The sequence below is a fragment of the Anabaena azotica SJ-1 genome (assembly GCF_047275885.1).
In the GTDB taxonomy this organism is placed as follows: Bacteria; Cyanobacteriota; Cyanobacteriia; order Cyanobacteriales; family Nostocaceae; genus Trichormus_B; species Trichormus_B azotica_A.
The window spans coordinates 2,866,898-2,890,420 of the sequence record NZ_CP178454.1 but is presented as its reverse complement, the minus strand read 5'-3'; the positions used below and the strand labels follow the sequence as shown (position 1 = coordinate 2,890,420).

23 protein-coding genes are annotated in these 23,523 nt (G+C 38.3%); 12 read left to right on the top strand and 11 right to left on the bottom strand.

Going from position 1 to position 23,523, the window contains the following annotated elements:
- Positions 1 to 57 precede the first annotated feature (57 nt).
- Positions 58 to 1,206, top strand: a complete 1,149-nt coding sequence (locus ACLLO5_RS12690) for a Fic family protein (RefSeq protein WP_413175818.1) — start codon at positions 58 to 60, stop codon at positions 1,204 to 1,206.
- Positions 1,207 to 1,389: 183 nt separating this feature from the next.
- Positions 1,390 to 2,256: a zinc metalloprotease HtpX gene (locus ACLLO5_RS12685; protein ID WP_413175817.1), complete on the top strand. Its 867-nt coding sequence runs from the start codon at positions 1,390 to 1,392 to the stop codon at positions 2,254 to 2,256.
- A 112-nt stretch (positions 2,257 to 2,368) separates the two neighbouring features.
- Here the strand turns inward: ACLLO5_RS12685 and ACLLO5_RS12680 are convergent, their stop codons facing one another.
- The 4 genes from ACLLO5_RS12680 to ACLLO5_RS12665 all read right to left on the bottom strand — a co-directional run bounded on the left by ACLLO5_RS12680 (position 2,369) and on the right by ACLLO5_RS12665 (position 4,877).
- The gene (locus ACLLO5_RS12680) at positions 2,369 to 2,947 is read right to left on the bottom strand and encodes a Uma2 family endonuclease (RefSeq protein WP_413175815.1); all 579 of its coding nucleotides are present in this window, start codon (positions 2,945 to 2,947) and stop codon (positions 2,369 to 2,371) included.
- A gap of 343 nt (positions 2,948 to 3,290) precedes the next feature.
- A complete protein-coding gene (locus ACLLO5_RS12675) occupies positions 3,291 to 3,869 on the bottom strand; it encodes a Uma2 family endonuclease (RefSeq protein ID WP_413175814.1) in 579 nt (192 codons plus the stop codon).
- Between the two features lie 294 nt (positions 3,870 to 4,163).
- A complete protein-coding gene (locus tag ACLLO5_RS12670; protein WP_413175813.1) occupies positions 4,164 to 4,337 on the bottom strand; it encodes a hypothetical protein in 174 nt (57 codons plus the stop codon).
- Between the two features lie 303 nt (positions 4,338 to 4,640).
- Positions 4,641 to 4,877 carry a hypothetical protein gene (locus ACLLO5_RS12665; protein WP_413175812.1) on the bottom strand — a complete coding sequence of 79 codons (237 nt, stop codon included), beginning with the start codon at positions 4,875 to 4,877 and terminating at the stop codon, positions 4,641 to 4,643.
- 465 nt (positions 4,878 to 5,342) lie between these two features.
- Between ACLLO5_RS12665 and ACLLO5_RS12660 the strand changes: the two genes are divergently transcribed.
- Entirely contained in the window at positions 5,343 to 7,328 is a 1,986-nt protein-coding gene (locus ACLLO5_RS12660; protein WP_413175811.1) for an AMP-dependent synthetase/ligase, read from the top strand.
- Positions 7,329 to 7,367: 39 nt separating this feature from the next.
- The gene (locus ACLLO5_RS12655; RefSeq protein WP_413175810.1) at positions 7,368 to 7,817 is read left to right on the top strand and encodes a YlqD family protein; all 450 of its coding nucleotides are present in this window, start codon (positions 7,368 to 7,370) and stop codon (positions 7,815 to 7,817) included.
- Between the two features lie 156 nt (positions 7,818 to 7,973).
- On the opposite strand, the gene ACLLO5_RS12650 is transcribed toward ACLLO5_RS12655, so the two are convergent.
- Positions 7,974 to 8,498 (bottom strand): hypothetical protein, encoded by a 525-nt coding sequence (locus tag ACLLO5_RS12650; protein WP_413175809.1) that lies wholly within the window; start codon positions 8,496 to 8,498, stop codon positions 7,974 to 7,976.
- Positions 8,499 to 8,813: 315 nt separating this feature from the next.
- On the opposite strand from ACLLO5_RS12650, the gene ACLLO5_RS12645 reads away from it, so the two are divergent.
- Positions 8,814 to 10,121, top strand: a complete 1,308-nt coding sequence (locus ACLLO5_RS12645; protein WP_413175808.1) for a dihydrolipoamide acetyltransferase family protein — start codon at positions 8,814 to 8,816, stop codon at positions 10,119 to 10,121.
- Between the two features lie 186 nt (positions 10,122 to 10,307).
- Here the strand turns inward: ACLLO5_RS12645 and ACLLO5_RS12640 are convergent, their stop codons facing one another.
- The 3 genes from ACLLO5_RS12640 to ACLLO5_RS12630 all read right to left on the bottom strand — a co-directional run bounded on the left by ACLLO5_RS12640 (position 10,308) and on the right by ACLLO5_RS12630 (position 12,336).
- Entirely contained in the window at positions 10,308 to 10,496 is a 189-nt protein-coding gene (locus tag ACLLO5_RS12640; RefSeq protein ID WP_413175807.1) for an RNA-binding S4 domain-containing protein, read from the bottom strand.
- A 73-nt stretch (positions 10,497 to 10,569) separates the two neighbouring features.
- The gene (locus ACLLO5_RS12635; protein ID WP_413175806.1) at positions 10,570 to 10,938 is read right to left on the bottom strand and encodes a cyclic nucleotide-binding domain-containing protein; all 369 of its coding nucleotides are present in this window, start codon (positions 10,936 to 10,938) and stop codon (positions 10,570 to 10,572) included.
- 216 nt (positions 10,939 to 11,154) lie between these two features.
- Positions 11,155 to 12,336, bottom strand: a complete 1,182-nt coding sequence (locus tag ACLLO5_RS12630; RefSeq protein ID WP_413175804.1) for an RtcB family protein — start codon at positions 12,334 to 12,336, stop codon at positions 11,155 to 11,157.
- A gap of 364 nt (positions 12,337 to 12,700) precedes the next feature.
- On the opposite strand from ACLLO5_RS12630, the gene ACLLO5_RS12625 reads away from it, so the two are divergent.
- Positions 12,701 to 13,438: an HAD family hydrolase gene (locus ACLLO5_RS12625; RefSeq protein WP_413175803.1), complete on the top strand. Its 738-nt coding sequence runs from the start codon at positions 12,701 to 12,703 to the stop codon at positions 13,436 to 13,438.
- Between the two features lie 125 nt (positions 13,439 to 13,563).
- Here the strand turns inward: ACLLO5_RS12625 and ACLLO5_RS12620 are convergent, their stop codons facing one another.
- Entirely contained in the window at positions 13,564 to 14,184 is a 621-nt protein-coding gene (locus ACLLO5_RS12620) for a Uma2 family endonuclease (RefSeq protein ID WP_413175802.1), read from the bottom strand.
- Positions 14,185 to 14,506: 322 nt separating this feature from the next.
- Here ACLLO5_RS12620 and ACLLO5_RS12615 point away from each other — a divergent pair, with 322 nt between their 5' ends.
- The 4 genes from ACLLO5_RS12615 to ACLLO5_RS12600 all read left to right on the top strand — a co-directional run bounded on the left by ACLLO5_RS12615 (position 14,507) and on the right by ACLLO5_RS12600 (position 19,971).
- Positions 14,507 to 15,265: a TIGR00297 family protein gene (locus ACLLO5_RS12615; RefSeq protein ID WP_413175801.1), complete on the top strand. Its 759-nt coding sequence runs from the start codon at positions 14,507 to 14,509 to the stop codon at positions 15,263 to 15,265.
- Positions 15,266 to 15,533: 268 nt separating this feature from the next.
- A complete protein-coding gene (locus ACLLO5_RS12610) occupies positions 15,534 to 16,292 on the top strand; it encodes a peptidylprolyl isomerase (protein ID WP_413175800.1) in 759 nt (252 codons plus the stop codon).
- The gene (locus ACLLO5_RS12605) at positions 16,241 to 18,919 is read left to right on the top strand and encodes a type I secretion system permease/ATPase (RefSeq protein WP_413175799.1); all 2,679 of its coding nucleotides are present in this window, start codon (positions 16,241 to 16,243) and stop codon (positions 18,917 to 18,919) included. The genes ACLLO5_RS12610 and ACLLO5_RS12605 overlap by 52 nt, the downstream gene beginning before the upstream one ends.
- A 143-nt stretch (positions 18,920 to 19,062) precedes the next feature.
- Entirely contained in the window at positions 19,063 to 19,971 is a 909-nt protein-coding gene (locus ACLLO5_RS12600; RefSeq protein WP_413175798.1) for a M48 family metallopeptidase, read from the top strand.
- A gap of 131 nt (positions 19,972 to 20,102) precedes the next feature.
- Here the strand turns inward: ACLLO5_RS12600 and ACLLO5_RS12595 are convergent, their stop codons facing one another.
- Positions 20,103 to 20,366, bottom strand: coding sequence for a hypothetical protein (locus ACLLO5_RS12595; RefSeq protein WP_413175797.1), 264 nt, complete (start codon positions 20,364 to 20,366; stop codon positions 20,103 to 20,105).
- 217 nt (positions 20,367 to 20,583) lie between these two features.
- Positions 20,584 to 21,015: a hypothetical protein gene (locus ACLLO5_RS12590; protein WP_413175796.1), complete on the bottom strand. Its 432-nt coding sequence runs from the start codon at positions 21,013 to 21,015 to the stop codon at positions 20,584 to 20,586.
- Between the two features lie 321 nt (positions 21,016 to 21,336).
- Between ACLLO5_RS12590 and psbQ the strand changes: the two genes are divergently transcribed.
- Together psbQ and ACLLO5_RS12580 are read left to right on the top strand one after the other, a co-directional pair.
- Positions 21,337 to 21,792, top strand: a complete 456-nt coding sequence (gene psbQ, locus ACLLO5_RS12585; protein WP_413175795.1) for a photosystem II protein PsbQ — start codon at positions 21,337 to 21,339, stop codon at positions 21,790 to 21,792.
- A 252-nt stretch (positions 21,793 to 22,044) separates the two neighbouring features.
- Positions 22,045 to 23,193, top strand: coding sequence for an NAD(P)/FAD-dependent oxidoreductase (locus ACLLO5_RS12580; RefSeq protein ID WP_413175793.1), 1,149 nt, complete (start codon positions 22,045 to 22,047; stop codon positions 23,191 to 23,193).
- Positions 23,194 to 23,523: the final 330 nt, after the last annotated feature.

Genomic DNA, 23,523 nt, shown 5'->3' with positions numbered 1-23,523 from the left:
GATACTTTTTGATAATATAGATAGAGAAATCATCCTGTGTTAACGAAACCGATAATAATGACTAACATTGCCAGAGCGGGAAGATATGTAGAGCAACCTGGAAAATATAAAGCGTTTATACCTAATCCACTCCCTCCAGTGCCTGAAATTAATATAGATCAGGAGATGTGGCAAATACTATCTCAAGCAGATTTAGCATTAGGTCGTTTAGATGGTTCCACAGATGCCTTACCTAACCCAGATTTATTTGTATTTATGTATGTTCGTAAAGAAGCTGTTCTTTCTAGTCAAATTGAAGGTACACAAGCTTCACTAATGGATGTTTTAGAGTTTGAAGCTAAAGCAATAGAACCAGATAATCCTCAAGATGTGGCTGAAGTCGTTAACTACATTGCAGCTGTTAACTATGGTCTTGAAAGGCTGGTGGAGTTACCTGTATCTTTAAGGCTCATTCGGGAAATTCACAAAAAGTTAATGAATGGAGTTAGGGGATCTGAGAGAGATCCAGGAGAATTTCGCCGTACTCAAAATTGGATTGGGTCTGGAGGTTGTTCTTTAAATAATGCTACTTATGTTCCCCCTCCTCCTTATGAAATGAACCAATCACTAGACAATTTAGAAAAATTCCTCCACGATTCCACACCAATACCTGCTTTAATTAAAATTGGGTTAGCTCATGCCCAGTTTGAAACAATTCATCCTTTTCTTGATGGTAATGGCAGAACAGGTCGGTTACTAATAACTTTTCTGCTGTGTGAACAAAATATACTAAAACGACCATTATTGTACATCTCTTACTATTTCAAGAAACATCGTACTGAATACTATGACCGTCTTCAAGCTGTGAGAGATAGTGGTAACTGGGAAGGTTGGCTTAAATTCTTTTTATGTGGAGTTTGTGAAGTAGCTCAAGAAGCATCTGCAACTGCTCGCAAAATAGTTAGCATGAAAGAAGAACATCGACAGTTAGTGCTAAATAAAATGGGGCGTAAATCAGGAAATGCCATAACTTTACTAGAAAGTCTTTATTTCAGACCAATTGTTTCTGTAGAAAATGTTCAGGAAATAATTCAATTATCATATCCCAATGCAAACACATTAATTAAGGAAATGTGTGACTTAGGTTTGCTACAAGAAATAACAGGACAAAAGCGTAATCGAGCCTTTGCTTATAAACCATTTTTAGACGTTTTTAAGGAATCTTAAATACATAAATTAGCAGCTAAACTCTATTGTATTTTTACAAATTTAGCGTGAAATCCGTACCCCCTAGATAGGTTTTCATCACTGTACCTCAAAGTTGAACTCGATACAATCAAAACATGGTTAAAGAATGCTGTTATCTACCAAAAGTAAAACAAATTAACACAGCATTAACAGGAGATAACTATGGGAAACCAAATGAAAACCGCTGCTTTATTAGCCGCACTGAGTGGTTTGTTAATTGCAATTAGTTATTGGGTAATTGGTGGTACTAGCGGCTTAATCGTCGGCATTGGATTAGCGGCATTTACAAACCTATTTTCTTGGTATCAATCTGATAAAATTGCCTTGGCAGTTTATAACGCCCAACCTGTTAGTGAAGCCCAAGCACCGGCGCTTTATCGCATCGTAGAAAGACTGTCAGCCCGTGCCAATATTCCCATGCCTGGAGTGTACATTGTTCCTGGACAAACTGCCAATGCTTTTGCGACAGGAAGAGATCCAGAACACGCGGCGGTTGCGGTTACTGAAGGTATTTTAAACATATTACCAGAGGAAGAATTAGAAGGCGTAATTGCTCACGAACTCACCCATATTATTAATCGTGATACCTTAACTCAAGCTGTTGCGGCTACTGTCGCCGGTGCGATTTCTTTCCTTGCACAAATGTTGAGTTACAGCCTGTGGTTTGGTGGTGGTTCTAGAGATAATGAAAGAGGTGGTAATCCTTTAGGAGTGCTGGTGACAGTCATGCTTGCACCCATAGCCGCGACAATTATTCAGTTAGCAATTTCCCGCACTAGAGAATTTTCTGCTGATGCTGGTGCAGCTAAATTAACAGGTAATCCCCGTGCTTTAGCTAGGGCTTTACAAAGATTAGAAGCTACTGCAAGACAAATGCCTTTAAATGCTAATCCAGCTTTTGAACCATTGTTAATTATTCATCCCATTTCTGGACAGTTTTTAGGTAATTTGTTCTCCAGTCACCCTGCAACTGAGATGCGTGTGGAAGCATTACTAAAACTAGAAAGAGAATTGGCAAGTAATTATTAATTTGAACCATAGATCCCCCTAAATCCCCCTTCAAAAGGGGGACTTTGAACAATTTGAATAATTTCTCCCCCCTTTCTAAGGGGGGCAGGGGGGGATCTAAACATTTATATATTCAACTAAAAATTGGTTGCAAATCTAAAATAAAACCTGGTAATACATCTTCTCCAGATAAAGTTTTAGGAGATTGTAAAACCTCTACTTCTTGATTTTGGCGATAAATTTCAACTTGTTTATCTTTAGGATTAATCAACCAACCTAAACGCAAACCATTATTAATATACTCACGCATCTTCGCTTGCGTATCTTCTAAATCATCACTTTCAGAAACTAACTCAATTACAAAATCAGGACATAAAGGCAGAAACTTTTTTCTTTGTTCTGGTGTCAGTGCATTCCATCTTTCTATTTTTATCCAAGACACATCAGGGGAACGAGTACCACCATTAGGTAATTTAAAACCTGTGGAAGAATCAAAAGCTTTTCCTAAATTATTTTTACGATTCCAAAACCAAACTTGTCCACTTAATTCTAAGTTTCTCTCTCCCGTTTCTCCCCCCGTTGGTGACATAACAATTAATTCCCCTTCCAAGGATAATTCTAAACGCAAATCTTTATTAGCATCTACTATTTCCACAAATTCATTATCTGTGAATTTTAATGATTTTGGTATTTGTACAGTTACAGAAGTCATGATTCATACCTCGTGACTATAACATTATATTTTGATCCTCCTAAACCCCCTTAAAAAGGGGAATTAAAATTCTCGTTCCTAGTCTCTGACTGGGAATGTTCTCTAGGAGGTTCTACCTCCCATCATATCCCTATTTGGGATATTCTAAAAGATAGACAAAAAGACAATCTACATTATCTAATTTAGTCTTACTTTCAATACTAGTCACCCTGTAACTGAAATACCTGTGGAAGCATTGCTAAAAATAGAACGAGAATTAGCAGGTAGTTATTAATTAATCTGCACAAAAAATCCCCGATTTCTTCAGGAAGTCGGGGATATGAACATTTTAACATTGACATATTTAACTAAAAATCGGTTGTAAATCTAAAATAAAACCTGGTAAAACATCCTCTCCAGATAAATTTGTAGGAGATTGTAAAACCTCTAATTCTTGATTTTGGCGATAAATTTCTACTTGTTTATCTTTAGGATTAATTAACCAACCTAACCGCAAACCATTATTAATATATTCTTGCATCTTCGCTTGCGTATCTGCTAAATCATCACTTTCAGAAACTAACTCAATTACAAAATCAGGACACAAAGGTAGAAACTTTTTTCTTTGTTCTGGTGTGAGTGCATTCCATCTTTCTATTTTGATCCAAGATACATCAGGGGAACGAGTACCACCATTAGGTAATTTAAAACCTGTGGAAGAATCAAAAGCTTTTCCTAAACCTTTTTGGCGATTCCAAAATCCTAAATCCAGACACATTTCAAAATTGCGATTTCCCGTTTCTCCCCCAGTCGGTGACATAACAATTAATTCTCCTTCCAAGGATAATTCCAAACGCAAATCTTTATTAGCATCTACTATTTCCACAAATTCATCATCTGTGAATTTTAATGATTTTGGTATTTGTACAGTTACAGAAGTCATGATTCATACCTCGTGACTATAACATTATATTTTGATCCCCCCTAAACCCCTTAAAAAGGGTGGCAACGGAATTAAAATCCTCGTTCCCAGTCAGAGACTGGGAATGTTCTCTAGGAGGTTCTACCTCCCATCATATCGACATTTTTAACCTAAACCCAAAAATCCAGAAATTTTGGCGATCGCTCTCTTCTGTTACAACTACAGTGTATTTTACCTGGCGCGAGATGCGATCGCTCTCTTGTGTTACAACTACAGTGTATTTTACCTGATGCGAGATGCGATCGCATCTTAATCTTATGAAAAACTAGGAATTTCTGGGTTAGGTTCTGATATAGGAATATTAATCTGCTGTTCTTCTTGATTTATTTGAGTTTTTTTAGCAGCACTAATCATAGATAATAATTTAGGTAAAACCAAACAAACAACAGTATTGAACAGCGTTAAAAGTACACCATCTCTTAAACTCATAGATATTCTTCCTTCTTGAAAATTGATTTGTAATATTAGTTTTTAGTATGGACTAAAACGGTTGTCTTGGTATAACTGTTAGTTTTTGAATTTCTTTTATTAGATATAAGTTAACTAAATACATGATTAATATTTATTTATATAAAGATATATAAAGTTAAATAACTTAAACTTCTTTATCAACATCATAAAAGTGAGCAAAATAGAAGGGTAAAAGGTGAATAGTAAACCTCTTACCCTGATTGTGATTAATTTCTCCATCAAAAATATCAAATTTGCCTGCTATCAATGTCAATATTCCCTTCAATTAGGGGAACATTTAGGACAAAAATGAGGACTAAATTTACAGAAATGGCGGCCAGTCAAAGCATAAGCTGTACAATAGGGAAAACTAGTAATTTCTATGCTGGCTTTTTGCAACCGAGAATCCACAGATAATGACTTAGGAAGATTGGCTTGAGGAGGCAAAAGCATAGATAAAAGCCTGGGCAATGCTAGACAAGCAGCGGCATTAATGACCGTCATGAATAAAGCATCCATTAAACCTATAGGGAATCACCTCCTTGAGAAATTATCGCAGAACAATTAATTCGTAATTTAAGAGTGTAGAGATTCCTTATTTTTAGTCAGAATTCAGAATCAACAATGCTTGTAGCTATTGAAGTGATGAAAAATAAAAAACGGCTATGATTGAGATTCTCGTTTTGACAAGCATTCTGATTTCTGATTGCTGATATCTTGCTGTTACTAGATTTCTGGGTTTACGCCTTAGATAATTACGAATTAAAAATTCTCCATTATTTGTCCATTGAGTAACAGGCTTTGCAAAATGCACAGAACAGCAATCAAGCTGAATCATTTCATTTTGTTTAGATAAAACCAGTTTAACATAAAGTTTTGTAAATATGGGCGTGATAATTGCGCTATTGTTATACACAGTAGCCAAGGTGCATATTAAATACTGTTTTAGCAAAAACAATCCATTTCCTACTCAATCATTGCGTTATGACAACAATACAACAACCAACCGCTTCTTTTTTATCTAACGTCACCGAGCAAGAATACCGGGAATTACAGCGTTTGGTAGATTATACCAATGTAGATTCGCTGCCAGAAATTTGGCCGTTAGCTGCCAAAAAGTTTGGCAATACTGTTGCCCTCCATAACCCCCATGCTAAACCAGAAGTTAAGATTACTTATAGTCAATTAGCAGGTCAAATCCAACGATTTGCAGCAGGCTTGCAGTCATTAGGAATGAATATGGGTGACAGTGAAACACTCAACGTTGGAGAACGCATTTCCCTAATTGCTGATAACAGTCCGCGCTGGTTTATTGCTGACCAAGGTATTATGACTGCTGGGGCTGTGAACGCAGTACGTAGCGCCCAGGCCGAACGAGAAGAACTATTATTTATTATTGCTAATAGCGGTAGTACGGTGCTGGTGCTTGAAGATATCAAAACATTCCAGAAACTAGAGAAGGGTCTGAAGGACTTGCCTGTTAAACTGGTTATTCTTCTTTCTGATGAAACACCGCCAACAGCAGAAAATTTGCAAGTGGTGAACTTTTCCCAGTTACTAGAAATTGGCAGCAACCACACCTTAGCAGCAATCAAACAAAGCCGTGATAGCTTGGCAACCTTAATTTATACATCTGGTACTACTGGTAAGCCCAAAGGTGTAATGCTTTCCCATAGCAACTTGTTACACCAAGTTACAACCTTGGGAACAGTAGTGCAACCCCAAGCTGGAGATGTAGTTCTGAGTATTTTACCGACTTGGCACAGTTATGAACGGAGTGGAGAGTATTTCTTGCTTTCTCAAGGTTGTACTCAAGTGTATACAAACTTACGCTCTGTCAAAGATGATTTAAAAAAGTTTAAACCTAATTATATGATTGCTGTACCCAGATTGTGGGAATCAATATATGAAGGAGTGCAAAAGCAGTTTCGTTCCCAGCCTGAGAAAAAACAACAGTTGATTAAATTTTTATTGGATATGAGTCAGAAATATATCCAAGCGAGGAGGATTGCGGAAGGATTGAGTTTAGATCATATTCATGCCTCAGCTGTTGAGCGATTAGGAGCAAAAATACTAGAATTAGCTTTGTTGCCATTCCAATTACTGGGAGAAAAATTAGTTTATGCCAAAGTACGGGAAGCTACAGGTGGCAAAATCAAGCAGGTAATTAGTGGTGGTGGTGCGCTTCCCCGACATATAGATAACTTTTTTGAAATAATTGGTGTAGAAATTTTACAGGGCTATGGCTTGACGGAAACCTCCCCAGTTACAAATGCCCGTCGTCCTTGGCGAAATTTGCGCGGATCATCTGGGCAACCAATTCCGGGAACAGAAGTTAAGATAGTTAGTCCTGAGACTCGTCAGCCACTACCGGTAGGAGAACGTGGTTTGGTGTTACTCAAAGGTCCACAAATTATGCAGGGCTATTATCAAAATCCAGAAGCGACAAAAAAAGTTATAGATGCGGAAGGTTGGTTTGATAGTGGTGATTTGGGCTGGGTGACACCCAAAAACGACTTGGTGCTAACTGGTAGGGCAAAGGATACGATTGTTTTAACCAATGGGGAGAACATCGAACCGCAACCGATAGAAGACGCTTGTTTGCGATCGCCCTACATTGATCAAATCATGTTAGTGGGACAAGACCAGCGCAGCATTGGAGCATTAATTGTTCCCAATTTTGAAGCCTTGGAAAAATGGGCAGCAAACCAGAATGATAATATTACTGCCTCCAGCGGTCAAAAAATTGACTTAGAGAGTAAAATGATCCAGGATTTATTTCGGCAAGAATTGAATCGGGAGGTAAAAAACCGTCCCGGTTATCGAGCCGATGACCGAATTGGCCCATTCCAATTGATTATCGAACCCTTTTCCATTGAAAATGGCATGATGACACAAACTCTAAAAATCCGTCGTCACGTCGTCACGGAACAGTATCACGATATTATTGACGGAATGTTTGCCAAATAATTCCATCTGCAAACTATACAAAGTGAACGCGAAATTTTTATGGATGTCTCCAACCCTCAATTGCTTTTAAAACGTGGTGTTAACGTTAAAGTCATCGTTACTCCCCTCTGGAAAGATGAAGTGCAACAGCAACTACAAGCTCAGATTAATCAACTTGATCAGCAACTGCAACAACTAGATGTAGAAGGACAAAGGGCAATTTCCGCAATTCAAAAACAAAGTTTACAACCACCAGGACCCCAGACTCTCCAACAAATTGACAATATCCAACTTCAGGTTAATCAAAAGAAAAGTGAATTTTTAGAACAAAAAAATCAATTGCTGCAAAATCTCCAGCAAGTGCAGTTTCTAGAGTTAGATCAAGAAGTTAACCAATTTCAAATGGAAGGCTTTTTTCGAGTAGAACCAGGAGACAACTTGATTAGCAAAATGCAAGTTGAAGTAGTTTTACGTGATGGTATTGTCGAAGAAATTCGCGGTGATATCTAGAATTTGAAGGGAACAGGGAACAGGGAACAGGGGAGATGGGGAGGATGGGGGAGATGGGGGAAATATTTTCTTGTTATCCTCTTGAACTTCTAAACTCCTGAACTCCTGAACTTCTGAACTTCTGATAGCGAAGCGTGGCGTAAGCCATACTTCTGCCTAATTACAGTTGGTGCTAAATTTATTTTGGGTTGGACTTTTAGAGAAACATTGTACTTGGAATCCAGCCCAGATAATTTCCCAGACTGGGGGAGAACTGACTAAGAGCGATCGCCCAAAGCGGCTCATTTCTACTCGGTATTTAATCGCACCTACAGAATGATTTTTCGCTGGCTTGGTTTGAATAATCGTGACTAAAGCTTGATTCGGTTGGGGATATGCCACCACTACCTGGGGTTTTCCTGGCACTGATGTCACTTCATCCAGGAGATTCAAAGCCAGGTTTGCAGGATTACTGCCTTGGAGAACAGAATTAATACTGTTTAAAGGAATAGTTTTATAATGGGAACGATCAGGGTAAGCGAGCAGTTCTGAAGATTCCTGTTCTATAGATAACAGTTGCTGTTGTCCATTGGCAGTCCCAGTAATTAATGCCCGTGGTTGATGCTGGATCATATACACTCCAGCAGCAGTGGCAAAAACGCTGAAGATCAAAATTAAAAAGAATTTCAACTTTGCCGACATAGTAATAGTATTAAAGGGGAATTTGAAACAGGTTAAGCACCAATTTTGAGCTTTAAATTCAATTTTCGCCCCAAGCCACTGCTAATAAGCAAATTTTGTGTGTGAAGAAGTGGTGAGGAGCATGATTATATATTGACACCCATTGTGGGTTTAAGTTCCAAAGGCAGGAGAATTTTGGATTTGAGATTTTGGACTAATTGACCCCACACCCCACAGCCTACACAGGAACTACCAAAAAATCCTCATGCCAGGATACAATTCGATCTGGCAACAACTGTTAAATTCCATAAAATTATTGATTCTGAAACCACCATTATGAGCATTCATGAAGTATTTATGCCGGCGCTGAGTTCCACCATGACAGAGGGAAAGATTGTCTCTTGGGTAAAATCGCCAGGGGATAAAGTGGAAAAAGGCGAAACAGTGGTGGTTGTTGAGTCGGATAAGGCTGATATGGATGTGGAATCTTTCTATGAGGGATTTCTAGCCCATATTATAGTACAAGCTGGTGAAACAGCCCCAATTGGCGCTGCGATCGCTTACGTAGCAGAAACAGAAGCGGAAATCGAAGCTGCTAAGGCTATGGCTGGTGGAGGTAGTGTAGTGGCTGAAACACCCGCACCTGTACCCGTGGCGGCAGCCGCAGCCGTAGCCACACCTGCTACAGCCTCTCAAAATGGTTCTAACCATCGGGAAGAACGGTTAGTAGTGTCACCCCGCGCTCGCAAGTTAGCAAAAGAACTCCGGGTTGATTTAAATAACCTCAAAGGTAGTGGTCCTTATGGTCGCATTGTGGCCGAAGATGTGGAAGCTGCTGTTGGTAAAGTTCAGCCACCCACTACCCCTGCTGTCACTCCAACTCAACCGACACCACCTGTTATTTCAGCCGCACCCCCAGCACCTGCAAAACCAGCCGCTGTCACTGCACCAGTTGTTAGCAGTGCCGTTCCTGGTCAAGTAGTACCATTAACTACTCTGCAAAATGCAGTGGTACGTAATATGGTGACAAGTCTATCTGTACCTATATTCCATGTTGGTTACACAATTACCACTGATGGATTAGATAAACTTTACAAGCAAATTAAATCTAAAGGTGTGACAATGACGGCGCTATTGGCCAAAGCTGTAGCGGTGACATTGCAAAAACACCCATTACTCAATGCCAGCTATTCAGACCAAGGAATTGTGTATCATCCCAATATCAATATTTCTGTAGCTGTAGCGATGGATGATGGCGGTTTGATTACACCAGTATTGCAGAAAGCAGATCAAGTAGATATCTATTCTCTATCTCGTAATTGGAAATCTTTGGTAGACAGGGCTAGAGCAAAACAACTACAACCAGAAGAGTATAACAGCGGTACTTTTACCCTTTCTAACCTGGGGATGTTTGGTGTAGATACATTTGATGCGATTTTACCACCTGGACAAGGTTCAATTTTAGCGATCGCCGCAGCCCGTCCGCAAGTTGTAGCCACCTCAGATGGTTTATTTGGTGTACGTCAACAAATGAAAGTTAATATTACCTGTGATCACCGCATTATTTACGGCGCTCATGCGGCAGCATTTTTGCAAGATTTAGCGAAATTGATTGAAACCAATCCTCAATCTTTAACACTTTAACGTCACAGTTTTAAAACTCAATAAATATAGCAGTTGCCAAAATCATTAAAAGTAGCTTAAATTCTTCAATCCTGAACAGCTTACGCCACTTTGGGCGATGATACGAGAGTTTTAAAAAGCTAACTGCTATATTAATTTGCAACTTGGAGTTTTTTAAATTCCAAGTTTTTTTTTAATTTCATTAAATCAAATTAAATCCCCAACATTAAATGTTTTTCCTGTGACTGTTACTGTGTCAGTTGGTGTTAATTTCCGTCCCCGTCTAGTTTCAACTGTGCCATTAACTTTGACATCACCATCAAGAATCATCAGTTTAGCCTGACCGCCAGTTGAGGCTATACCTAATAACTTTAAAAACTGATCTAGTTTAATCATCTTTTATTTACAGGTCTAAAATTAGCAGCATAGTTGAAAAAATTGTTGAGTTTATACACATTTGTGTATAAGTTTAGATGCTATGTTCAACGCGGCTAAGACGTTCTGAGTAACTTTTCATGACTTGTATAGCAAACATCGGTGTTTCTTGAATAACAAAGAGAAAACTGTATTCATCAATAAAAGCAAGTTTGCAATTAGTTTTGGCGATTGCAGTATAGGTTCTCTGTTTTATTCCTACGAGTACACCTGCACCAAAAACCTCACCTGCTTGTATTGTTTCTACAACTTTGTCATTAACTAATATCTCCACTTCTCCTTCGAGAATACCATACATAAAATCACCAGACTGTCCTTCTTCAAAGATGATTTCACCTGATGAAAATGCTTTCGGGTCTGGTTGTTTCTGAAAAATGCTGATTGTTGCTACAGGACTTAACATAAAAGTGTCACCAGCGATAAATGGGTATGGGTAATAGTCAGAGCCGAGAAAAGTATACTATTTTTCTCAGCATTAATTCTATTTTCCCCAACAAATAATAGTCCTGTATCCTAGTTAAATTGTCACTTAGCCGTATCCAGTCCGGCTAATTACTGTTTAGCAATCATTATTTGTTATTAGCTAAAAAATGCAAAGGTGGGCATTGCCCACCCTAATTTAACCTTTAACGCAAAGCACTTGTTTGAGTGTAGCCACAACTTCTACTAAATCAGCTTGATTTTCCATTACCTGTTCAATGGGTTTATAAGCACCAGGAATTTCATCCAAAACTCCCGTATCTTTACGGCATTCTACACCCTGTGTTTGTTCAATTAAATCATCAAGAGTATAGACATTTTTTGCTTTATTTCTTGACATTAATCGCCCTGCGCCGTGGGAGCAGGAACAAAAGCTATGAGCATTACCTTTGCCTTTAACAATGAAAGATTTTGCTCCCATTGAACCAGGAATAATACCATAATCTTCTGTTTGAGCGCGGACTGCTCCTTTACGAGTTACATATACATCTTCGCCAAAATGTACTTCTTTTTCGGCGTAATTGTGATGACAATTTACCTCTAATAAAGGTTTAGTAACTTTTCCTCCTGTGAGATGTTTTTCGACGATTTTTTTAAATCGTGCCATCATGACATCACGGTTAAAGTGTGCGTAATTTTGCGCCCATTGTAAATCTTTCCAGTATGCTTGGAATTCTGGTGTACCAGCAACAAAGTAAGCTAAATCTGGATCAGGTAATTTTTCACCTGCCATTTTTGCTAATTCTTTGGCTGTATTAATATGACATTGTGCTAGCTTATTTCCAATGTTGCGAGAACCGGAATGCAACATCAGCCAAACTTGGTTCTCTGTATCGAGACAAACTTCGATAAAATGATTTCCTCCCCCCAGAGAACCCATTTGTTTCATGGCTTTGCTTTCTAAGTCTTGCACACCACGATGCAAGTTAGAAAAATCGCGCCATTTTTGCCAGTTGGTAACTGATTTTTCTACATCTTTGTTTTCATTGAATCCTGTGGGAATTGCTGCTTCAATATCTAGGCGAATTTTCTTTAGTTTGCCTTCTAATTGTTCAGCAGTAAATTGTGTTTTAATGGCACTCATACCGCAACCAATGTCTACGCCCACAGCCGCCGGAATAATCGCATCTTTGGTAGCAATAACTGAACCAACTAATGCGCCTTTTCCTAAGTGAACATCGGGCATTAAGGCAACGTGCTTAAATACAAATGGCAGAGATGCAACATTCTTGGCCATTTTGGTTTCATCTGAGGCTAAGGGATGATTTGCCCAAGATAAAACGGGTGATGGAGTGTTAATTCCTAATTGTTCGTAGGGCATAATACAAAGTTAAAATTTAAGGGGAAAAATTCAAAAAGCTAATTTTGATTTGATGGTAAGTCAGCAAAAGAAATTACATTTTTCATGGTATTTTTAGATTTAAAATCTACTATATTACATATATATTACATAAATAGCTTATCTGTCAATAGATAAAAAATTGAGTGTTACATTGTTGGCACAAGTGTGGATATGTTAGAAAAGAGAGTCAGAAATAAAAAAGCGTAGCTATATCCCATTGTGGGTATTAGTCAATTTATCCTGTATTTATCTGTGATAATGTGATTAGGGGTGTAATCGACATCAAGATGCACCAAAATAGATCATAATAATTGGTGAGGATGTGGGTTCACCAGTTTGTGGCATGAGTTTAAAGGCAGTTTTGTTTGATTTCAATGGTGTCATCATTAAAGATGAGCCAATCCATCTACAGCTGATAGATGAGATTCTGTTGCAGGAAAATATGCAGCCGCAAAAGTTGCAGGAACGTCAAATTTGTCTGGGTAGGAGCGATCGCACTTGTTTTCAAGACCTGCTGAAAAATCGTGGTAGAGTGGTGACAGAAGAGTATTTAAGCCAGTTGCTCAACCGCAAAGCTCAAGCTTATGTGTCAAAAATCGCACAACTGGAAAAGCTGCCTTTGTACTCTGGGATAGAAGACTTAATTTTTCAGGTGCGATCGCAAAGTCTTAAACTAGGGTTAGTTAGTGGTGCTTTGCGTCAAGAAATAGACTTGGTGCTAGAACGCGCTAAATTAACTGAATATTTTCAGATCATTGTCGCTGGGGATGATATTAATACCAGCAAACCCCAACCAGAAGGTTATCTGCTGGCTGTGGAACGACTTAATCAAGTTTATCCAGATTTAAATTTACAATCCCATGAATGTTTAGCCATTGAAGATACACCTGCGGGTATTCAAGCAGCCAAACGCGCTCAAATGCAAGTTGTCGGTGTAGCTAATACTTACCCCTTCCATATTATGCAACGTCAAGCCAACTGGACTGTGGATTATTTGATTGATTTAGAATTGGAACGGGTACAGGAAGTTTATTTGCAAAAAGACTTAAAATCTGACGTTGCTGAATCAGAAAAGAAATAATGAAAGCAGAGTATTTACAATAATAATTTTAAAGAATATTTGAAAAAATTGCTAATAGTTCTTCTCTAGATGAATCGAGGTTTGATTTACTTACAAAATATGCTGGATTTGGTTTGACTTGCAACCTATACCATACCAGCTTGAAAAATCTGATTAGCAGTAAGATTTAATTCAGGAAAATTTGGGGAGATAATGCGCTCATGATCTCGAAACTTAGTAATTTGATATTCTCCATCAACCAAGTTACAAATAGATATAGTTGGTTGTTTAGGATTACCGATAAAATTACGTCCACCCAAAGCTGCATAATCTACAATCCAATATTCAGGAATTCCCATTTCTTCATAATCAGCATATTTCAAGTAGTAATCATCACGCCAATTAGTTGAGACAATTTCAATCACCAAAGGTATTGATGCACCTAAACTAAGAATGGATTGTTTTTTCCATAATTGTTCATTGGCTAAATTTGCACGGTTTAGCACCAACACATCTGGAAAATAACCAGAATCTTTACCATTAGGTCTAACTATAGCTTGGTTGGGGATAACATAAGGCAGGTCTAATCTGTCAATTGTAGCACTGAGCTTGATGGTCAAAAACCCTTTAACTTCTTCATGATCTCCTACTGGTTGTGCCATTTCTATAATATTCCCATGATGTAATTCGTAACGTACCCCGGAATTTTCATGTAGCCAATCAACAAATTCCTCGAAGGTAACAACATTAGCTAAAGCTTGGGTCATGGCTTTTGAGAATTACGTATCATAAAAATAATAGCTCTAAATTAAGTGATTTGACAAATTTGATTTCGGAAATATACGTAGAGTGAGAATTATTTATCACAACGTGGTGATGATGGACTATGGTTGCCCTAAAATAGTAGTTTGTCAGTAAGCATTCAGCCGTCAGCCGTCAGCTATGTACCTGAAATTTGGAAATACAAAGAATGAAAAGAAACAGAAGCATATAAAATTTCTAATTAAACCGTCTGAATCCTTGCTATTGGCTGATTACTGATAGCTGAATACTGACTAAAAAACTGAAAATACTCATAATTCATTACTAATGTTATCTGTACTTGATTCAATCAATCCTTGGGTAGTAGGTGTAGGACTAAACGCAATCTTGTTGGGAATAGTGGCGATTATTCCCAAAAAATTGCTCACTCCGGCGGGTATCTTCCATGCTTGGTTATTGGGTGTAATTATTTGGGGAACATTAGGCTGGACAGGATATCTAGTGGTAGTGTTTTATTTCATTGTGGGTTCTGGGGTAACGCGCATTGGAATGGCACAAAAGGAAGCAGCGGGAATTGCGGAAAAACGTTCTGGTGCTAGGGGTCCAGAAAACGTTTGGGGTTCGGCGTTAGTTGCGGCTTTGTGTGCTGTGGGAGTATTGTTTTTACCTGAGTGGAAGTTTTTGCTGTATTTAGGCTATGTAGCGAGTTTTAGTACCAAATTATCGGATACAACAGCCAGTGAAGTGGGTAAAGCCTATGGAAAGCGTACTTTTTTGATTACCACACTGCAACCTGTGGCTAGAGGTACAGAAGGGGCAGTAAGCTTAGAAGGGACTTTAGCAGGTATTGTGGGATCAGTAGCGATCGCACTGGTGGCTTGGGGTGTAAACTTAATTGATATCTTAGGAATTGTTTGGTGTGTAATCGCCGCATTTATAGCTACTAATTTAGAAAGTGTAATTGGTGCAACATTACAATCTAAATATACTTGGCTTACCAACGAGGTTGTAAACATCTTCAATACACTCATTGGGGCTATTTCAGCCATTATTTTGGCTTTCATCTGGCAAAGTATATTTGTTTAAAACTTTACTGAAAACTAAAATCTCTTAACAGCAAATCTGCTGTTTTTTTTATATATATTGCATCATAATATACGAACAGTGCGGTAATAACCTACACTTGCTATTAATGGTTTTTATCTAAATTTTATAATTATTTATATAATTATTTATTTTTCGCCTATCTAATTCATAGAATCTTTATTATTATGAACCATAATTTCCTGCGGTTTTATCTATTATTTAATGGAAAACTTGTATAGATTTTTAGCGTTTTCCTCATATTTATTTCATGGAATCTTCATCATTTTTTACAATCAATGACGAACAAATCGACCTTTATCAAGTAATTCAGTATTTACAAGTATCTGGTAAACTGAATCAGTTTATTAGTGATGTTCTGCGTCAGTACGTCTTGGAACAAGAACTAGAAACCAGAAATGATATCGAGATTAGTACGGCATTAATTGAACAAGCAATAATTGATTATCGCTTAAAAAACCAACTCACAGATCCTGAACAATTTCAAGAATGGTTAAAAAACAATGGTAGTGATTACGCTACATTTCATGCTTCAGTTACATTTAGCTTCAAATTAGAAAAACTAAAAGCATTAATTGTAGAACCAAAACTACCAGAATACTTTATTGAACGCAAGATTTATTTAGATAGAGTGGTACTCTCTCGGATTATGGTTGATAACCGAGAACTAGCGGAAGAACTACACACTCAAATTGAAGAAGGTGGCAGTTTTGAACAACTAGCAAAAGAGTATTCATTAGCAGATGAGCGAATTTTTAACGGGATGATGGGTCCAATTAGTCGCGGTAGTTTACCGGATATGTTGCGGGCGGCTGTGGATGCTGCAACTCCTGGAAAATTGATAGGACCAATTGAACTAGAAGGGAGTTTCAGTTTGTTTAGATTAGAAAACATTCTGCCAGCATCTTTAGATAATACTCAATTCAAACAATCACTACAAAATGAGTTATTTGAAAAATGGCTAGGGGAGAAAATTCAAAACCTGACAGTCAAATTACAAGTGAGCTAAATATTCTGAATAATCAATCACAAGTAAATGTGCTAGATACTCTACCCTGGAATCAGCCTCCATTATGCTGGTTAACTCCTGAACAACAAATCCGATTAAAGAATCAGTCAGAAATTCATCAATATAAACTTGGAGAAAAAATTTGGTCAACAGAAACAGGAGAATATCAATTTTTTATTGTTACTGGTAAAGTTCGTTTACGGGATGAAATGAGTAAACCTGTAGCGACTTTACAAGAGGGCGATTGGTTTGGTGATTGTCAGCCAATATTCACTGATTGTAAAGCGGTAGCCGCTAGTAAGGAAGTAGTAACTGTGTGTTGGAATTCATCACTTTGGGCGAAGTTTTCTAACCCTCAAATTGATGAATTTTGGAATGTAAAAGATGAAAAAATAGGTGACAGGGAACAGGGAACAGGTGACAGAGGGGAGAAAGTAGAAAGAGAAATTTTTTCTTCATCTACTACATCTTCTTCACCTTCTGAACTGTCACCTGTCACCTCTCACCTGTCACCTTCATATCCTTTCATCACAAGTGGTAATACTGCGGCTGCTTGTTTAGTCATGGTGGCACAATATTTAAATAATGCTGTGCAACTGGAATGGGTGCAACGTCAATTGCGGGGACAACGCCCCAAAAATGTGATAGAAACGGCAGAAAAGTTAGGGTTAGTTTTGCGAGGTTTGCAGGTAAATTGGGATGAATTACGACAGTTATCATTTCCAGCCTTATTACTGTGGAAATCCGAATCTGTTAGTAGTTGGGTTGTAGCTTATGGGATGAAAGGTAATAGTTTAATTATTGCCAATCCTCTGAATTTTGAATGTGAATATTTAACCCAATCGGTAGTAGAGGCTGGTTGGGATGGTAAATTATGGCAAGCGGAATTAATTTCCAAACAAGAAAAATTTAATCTTTCTTGGTTCACTCCCGCAGTTTGGAAATATCGGGTATTGTTGGGTGAGGTATTGCTGGCTTCCTTTACTTTACAGTTGTTAGGTTTAACGACACCGCTGATTACCCAAGTCATAATTGACAAGGTGATGGTACAGGAGAGTTTAGCCACTCTTGATGTGATGGCGATCGCACTATTGTTAGTCGCTATATTTGAATCTATCCTGGGTATGCTGCGGCTATTTATCTTTACCCACACAGCACGGCGTTTAGATTTGAGTTTATCAGCCCAACTTTTTCGCCATTTAATGCGTTTACCCCTGGCTTATTTTGAGTCTAGGAGAGTGGGAGATACAATAGCCAGAGTTCAGGAATTAGAACAAATTCGCCAATTTCTCACGGGTACAGCCTTAACGGTTATTCTCGATAGCATCTTTGCTGTGGTGTATCTGGGATTGATGTTTTATTACAACATTCCCTTGACATTTGTAGCCTTGGCTGTGTTACCATTATTTGCGACTTTAACAATTGTTGCTACACCAATTTTGCGAACTTGGCTAAATGAAACCTTTAACCGCAGTGCTGACAGTCAATCATTTTTAGTAGAGACAGTCACAGGTATTCATTCAGTCAAAGCCCATGCAGCAGAACCAGTAGCAAGAGAACGATGGGAAGGCTTATTTGCTCGCTTTATCCGCACTGGTTTTAAAGCTTCTACAACTTCAAATATTAGCAGTAATATAGGTGATTTTCTTACCAATTTTTCGACATTGCTAATACTTTGGTTTGGGGCAAAATTAGTTATTGACCATCAACTTACAGTGGGTCAATTAATCGCCTTTCAAATGTTATCGGGGAGAGTCACAGGACCCCTATTACGTCTAGTACAGTTGTGGCAAAATCTCCAACAGGTGCTATTATCGGTAGACCGTATTGGCGATATTCTCAACGCTGCACCAGAAGCGGAAGCAGGAACAGGTTTAGTATTACCACCGCTTAAAGGTGAAGTTAAGTTTGATCAAGTTTTCTTTCGCTACAGTCCCAATACCGAACCCGTATTGAAGGGAATTTCTTTTGATGTTGAACCAGGACAGTTTGTAGGAATTGTAGGACGTAGTGGTTCTGGTAAAAGTACCCTTTCCAAACTTTTACAACGCCTTTATCAAATTGAATCAGGACGCATACTTATTGATGGTTTTGATCTCAAAAGTTCTGATTTAGCATCTTTACGTCAACAAATTGGCGTGGTTCTCCAAGAAGACTTTTTATTTAATGGTTCTATCTTGGAAAACATCAGTTTAGGAAATCCAGATATTACCGCCGAAGAAGTTGTAGAAGCGGCAAGATTAGCCGTAGCACATGATTTTATCAGTCAATTACCTTACGGTTACGAAAGCAATGTTGGTGAAAGAGGTACAGCTTTATCTGGTGGTCAAAGACAAAGAATAGCTTTAGCAAGGTTGTTTCTTTCTTCAGCACCAATTTTAATTTTAGATGAAGCAACCAGCGCCTTAGATAGTGAAACAGAACAGCAAGTTTTACAAAATTTGCAAAAAGTTTCAGCTAATCGTACCGTGTTTTTAATTGCTCACCGTTTTGCACCTTTAAAACGCGCAGATTTAATATTAGTCATGGAAAAAGGTATCATTGCTGAACGGGGTACACACGCCGGATTATTGCAACAAAAAGGTTTGTACTGGTCACTTTATCAACGACAACAGGCGAATATTTAAGTAGAAGACGTTCATTGTCTCTAACTCCCCAGATCCCCGACTTCTTAAAGAAGTTGGGGATCTATTTTATTTTCTATATCGAAAAAAAGTGACGTTGTATAAGAAAATAATAGGAACAACCTCACTTGCTAAAAGTTTTACAAATGACGACCAGAAAAATTTTAACTGGACTGGATTCAAAAACTTACGAACACCCTTTTGACCAGCAAGCTTTGGGTTCTTTACAAAAAATGCCGGGTATATCACCAATACTCAAAAAAATTAATGAATATGGTATTGATCGTCTTTTAAGATTACAAAGTCTTGGTAGTGAAATCAGAGTGACAAATCGTAATTTTCCTAAATTATATCAAGCACTGGTAGAAACTTGCGAAATTCTTGATGTTTCTCCTTTGCCTGAATTATATTTGTTTCGCGGTACAGGTTATATTCAAACTTATGTTGTGGGAGTAGAAAAACCTATAATTGGTGTAAACTTAGAAGCTATGGAATGGCTAAATGCAGAGGAATTACTGTATGTTTTTGGATATGAAATTGCTCGGATTAAGAGTAAACATATCACGTACCATCAAATGGCAATTGTGATGCCTGCTTTAAAAATTTTATTGAGTAGCACCACCTTGGGAATTGGTGGTTTAGTTGCTAGTGGAATTGAATTAGGTTTGTATAATTGGGTCATGATGGCCAGATTAACTGCTGATCGTGCGGGTCTGTTGGCGTGTCAAGATATGAATATTGCGACAACTACTTTGATGAAACTTGCTGGTTTACCTGAAGAATATTTAACTGATAATGTAATTGAAGATTTTGTAATTCAGTCCCGTGAATTTGCGTCCAATAATTTTGATAATCTGGATCAGGTGACAAAAATATTAAGCTATTCCGAATCTAAACTGTCTTGGATAGTCATGAGAACTGGGGAATTATTAAAATGGTATGATTCAGGTGAATATGATCATGTGCTTGAAGGAAATGAAAATTTAAAAACTTCAGAAGACATAGAAAATAATAATTCAGAAAAAGAAGGTTGGAATTTTATGTCTTCTTGGTAAGCTATTAAACATTTAAGTTGCACATTGAGGGGGCAGGGGAGCAGGGGAGAGGGGGAGGAGGATTCACGGTTTTTCCCTAAAATTAAAAATTACGAATAACCAATTCCCTATTCGCTTTAAAGTCATAACTATCAAAATGAGGGATTATGTTCATAATCCCAGCATTTATCATTACGCCAACTTTTACCTTTTTGCTGACATTTGTCTTGGTCTTTAATACCAGGAATTGAGGTAGGGTGAATAGTGTTTAAGCTGGATGTAACATAAGACATCATGAAAGAACCTGTATAGAAACCACAAAATATTAAAGTTCCAAAAAAAAACGTAAAGCTGACATACTTAACAGCAGATAAAACAGAGAAGTTGAGTTTTTTACTATGGCTGGGCAAACGCATATATTTCCTCAGTGTGGTGTTGTTGGTAGATAACACCCTGGGAATGTTTACGGGCTGATTAATTTGATTTGTAGAATTTATTTATGGCAGAAAAGAGGAGTTATTTCTGTTATCTGGTAACTCTGTTAATCTCTTTGGGGATTTAAAAATTAAAGATTAAAGATAATCAGTGGGGTCTTAAACCTGCCACTGATTTAAATTCAGGAGTCAGGAGTTATCATAAAGGGGTATTGAGGTTAAATACTTCTAAAATTTGTCGGCAAATTTGTTTAAGTTTTTCGCCAACATCAGGGGAAGGTAGAGATTCACCTAAAAAATTCCATTGGTCTACGGTTGAAAGTTGCCATACTTGGCCACGATGGTCAAATCCTGATACTTCAATACCAATGGCTCGCCGAGATTTGTTGATAGAATCTTGATAAAAACGGATTTGAATTAAAATGCTGCGGCTGCGCCAAGATTTGCTAATTCCGGGAAAGTGAAACCCGATGTCTATGGATTCTGGATCTATTAGTTCCCTGGTTTCTGGGTCATTTTGCCATGGTTTAAGATCCGATTTGGCATCAGGAAACTCAAATTTGAACAAATTTACCACGGTAGCAATCTTGCTGGCCAGTTCAAGGTTTGTTGCCTGTTCAGCTGCATTCACGTCAAAATTCTCCTAATCGTGCATCGGCCTGTGGGGGATGTGAAAACAGAAAAACCGCCAAAAGGCTTATCTTATTAGTGTTTCAGCTTATCAAGAAGATTGGAAATTTAGCAAGAGTGAATGAAGATTTCCTCACATTTTCTTGAGTAATTATACTTAAAAAATGTCTCTAAGCACTAAAAACTCTGCCTTTTGACTGGGGAGACAAAAATTTTTTTGGTGGAGTTTAGCGAATTTTCGACAAAAACCTTTGTTGACTGGAACGATAAATTACAATAACAACTGTAAAGCTGCAAACAAACAGTAAATTAATTTTCGTTTATGGTGCGTCAACGCTCTTTTTTGTCACTGATTCTTGTACTATTGACCACATTCCTAATCAGCTGTGGCAATCCTAGTGTTGCTACTGCACCTCCATCTTACACATCTGCTCAATTGGTGAAAATTCAGGAATATGTTCCTGGTATTCAGGTGGTGCGCGATCGCTCAACAGAACTGGAAAACCTGATTCAAAGCGGTGAATGGATCAAGGTGGGTAATTTTATTCATGGACCAATGACGGAAGCTAGGCTAAATATGACTTATGTCATCCCCAACCTAGTACCCCAAGATCAACCCAAAGCCAGACAAATAACAAAGGATTTATTGGGTCATCTGGTGAAAATTGACCAAGCAGCTGGTGTGGGTAACACTGAGCGGGCGTTAAAAAACTACAATAATGTTTTTGTCGATTTTGACAAATTCCTACAATTGATTCCCAAAGAAGGTGACAGTTGACAGGTTACAGGGAATAGGGAATAGGGAATAGGTGACAGGTGACAGGTGACAGGTGACAGAAGGCAAAAGGCAAAAGGTAATAGATTATTCTCCTCTGCTCCTCTGCTCCTCTGCTCCTCTGCTCCTCTGCTCCCCTGCCCCTCTGCCCCTCTTACCTACTCTGAGTCATGAGTCACAAAACGCTAGGGTAATGGAGTGATAGGGTGAAGGGGTAAACTCTTCATTCTTCATTCCTCACTGTTCACAAAAGTCATGAATGTAGTAATTATCGGTTGTGGTGTAGTTGGGGCGGCGATCGCCTATCAACTCAGTCAAGTCAAAGGTCTAAATATCACTGTTTTTGACCAAAATCAACCTGCACAAGCTTCAACAGGTGCTGCTCTCGGTGTTTTAATGGGCGTAATTAGCCATAAAATCAAGGGTAAAGCTTGGCAAATGCGCCAAGAAAGCATTAAACGTTATGAAACCTTGATTCCTGAACTAGAAGGGATTACAGGGCGCAAAATCCCTTGTAACCGTCAGGGAATTGTGATGCTGTTGTCGGAAGACTCGGAACACCCTTTAGCCAGTGGTGTGGAAGCGATGACAGAATGGGAACAGTTACGGGAAGTTCGCAAATCTCAAGGTTGGCAATTAGCAGTTTGGGACAAAGATAAACTTCAAAAATTTTGTCCACAAATTAATCATCCCACTATTATTGGTGCTGTCTACTCTCCCCAAGACCGTCAACTCAATCCTACTGCTTTAACATTAGCGTTGGTAGATGCGGCTCAACGCAATGGCGTAAAATTTAAATTTGGTGTAACTGTCAACAATAAACAAGCTCCTTCATCTCAAATAATACAGATATCACCAAATGTAAGTGAGCAACTTAAGTCTATTGAAACTTCAGAAGGTACAGTTAACGCTGACTGGTTCATTGTTGCTGCTGGCTTGGGTTCAACTGCCCTGACTACACAATTAAATCGCAAGGTGCATATCCGTCCGGTTTTGGGGCAAGCTTTATATCTAAGTTTAGGAAGAGTTTTAGGAAATCCTGATTTTCAGCCTGTGATTACTGGTAATGATATTCATCTTGTGCCTATGGGCAGTGGTGATTATTGGGTGGGTGCAACGGTGGAATTTCCCAATGATGCCGATGAGATATCTGCAAAGAAAGAATTGCTGGAATCTTTACAAAAACAAGCGATCGCATTTTGCCCAGATTTAGCCGCAGCTAAAGTTGTCCGCACTTGGTCTGGTTTACGTCCCCGTCCCGAAAATCGCCCAGCACCAGTTATTGATAAACTTTCTGGTTTTAGTAATGTTGTCTTAGCTACAGGTCACTATCGCAACGGTGTTTTACTCGCACCAGCCACAGCTTTAGCAGTGCAGAATATGATCATTTCTCAAGGTTCTTAGTATTAGGTTACAGGTTGCAGGTTACAGATTGATTAATCCATTTTTCAATTCTTATTTAATCCTGTAAATCCTTAAATCCTGAACGGTTACTTTATTCCTTAATTTTGACTTTTGACTTCCCGCAGGGTGTCCTGATTCTGACAAATAATATTTGATTAAATATTTTATGATAGTCCTTCCTTATCAAGATGCAGTATATCAGCTTTTCGGGCGGAAGTCAATAGATTTCTCTCTTATAATGGGATATTTTTCATATATTCAACTTGTCACCAATGGGATGTGGGTGTTGGTTGAATGGGTAGGGATTTAGCAGTGCTAAACCCGTACTGA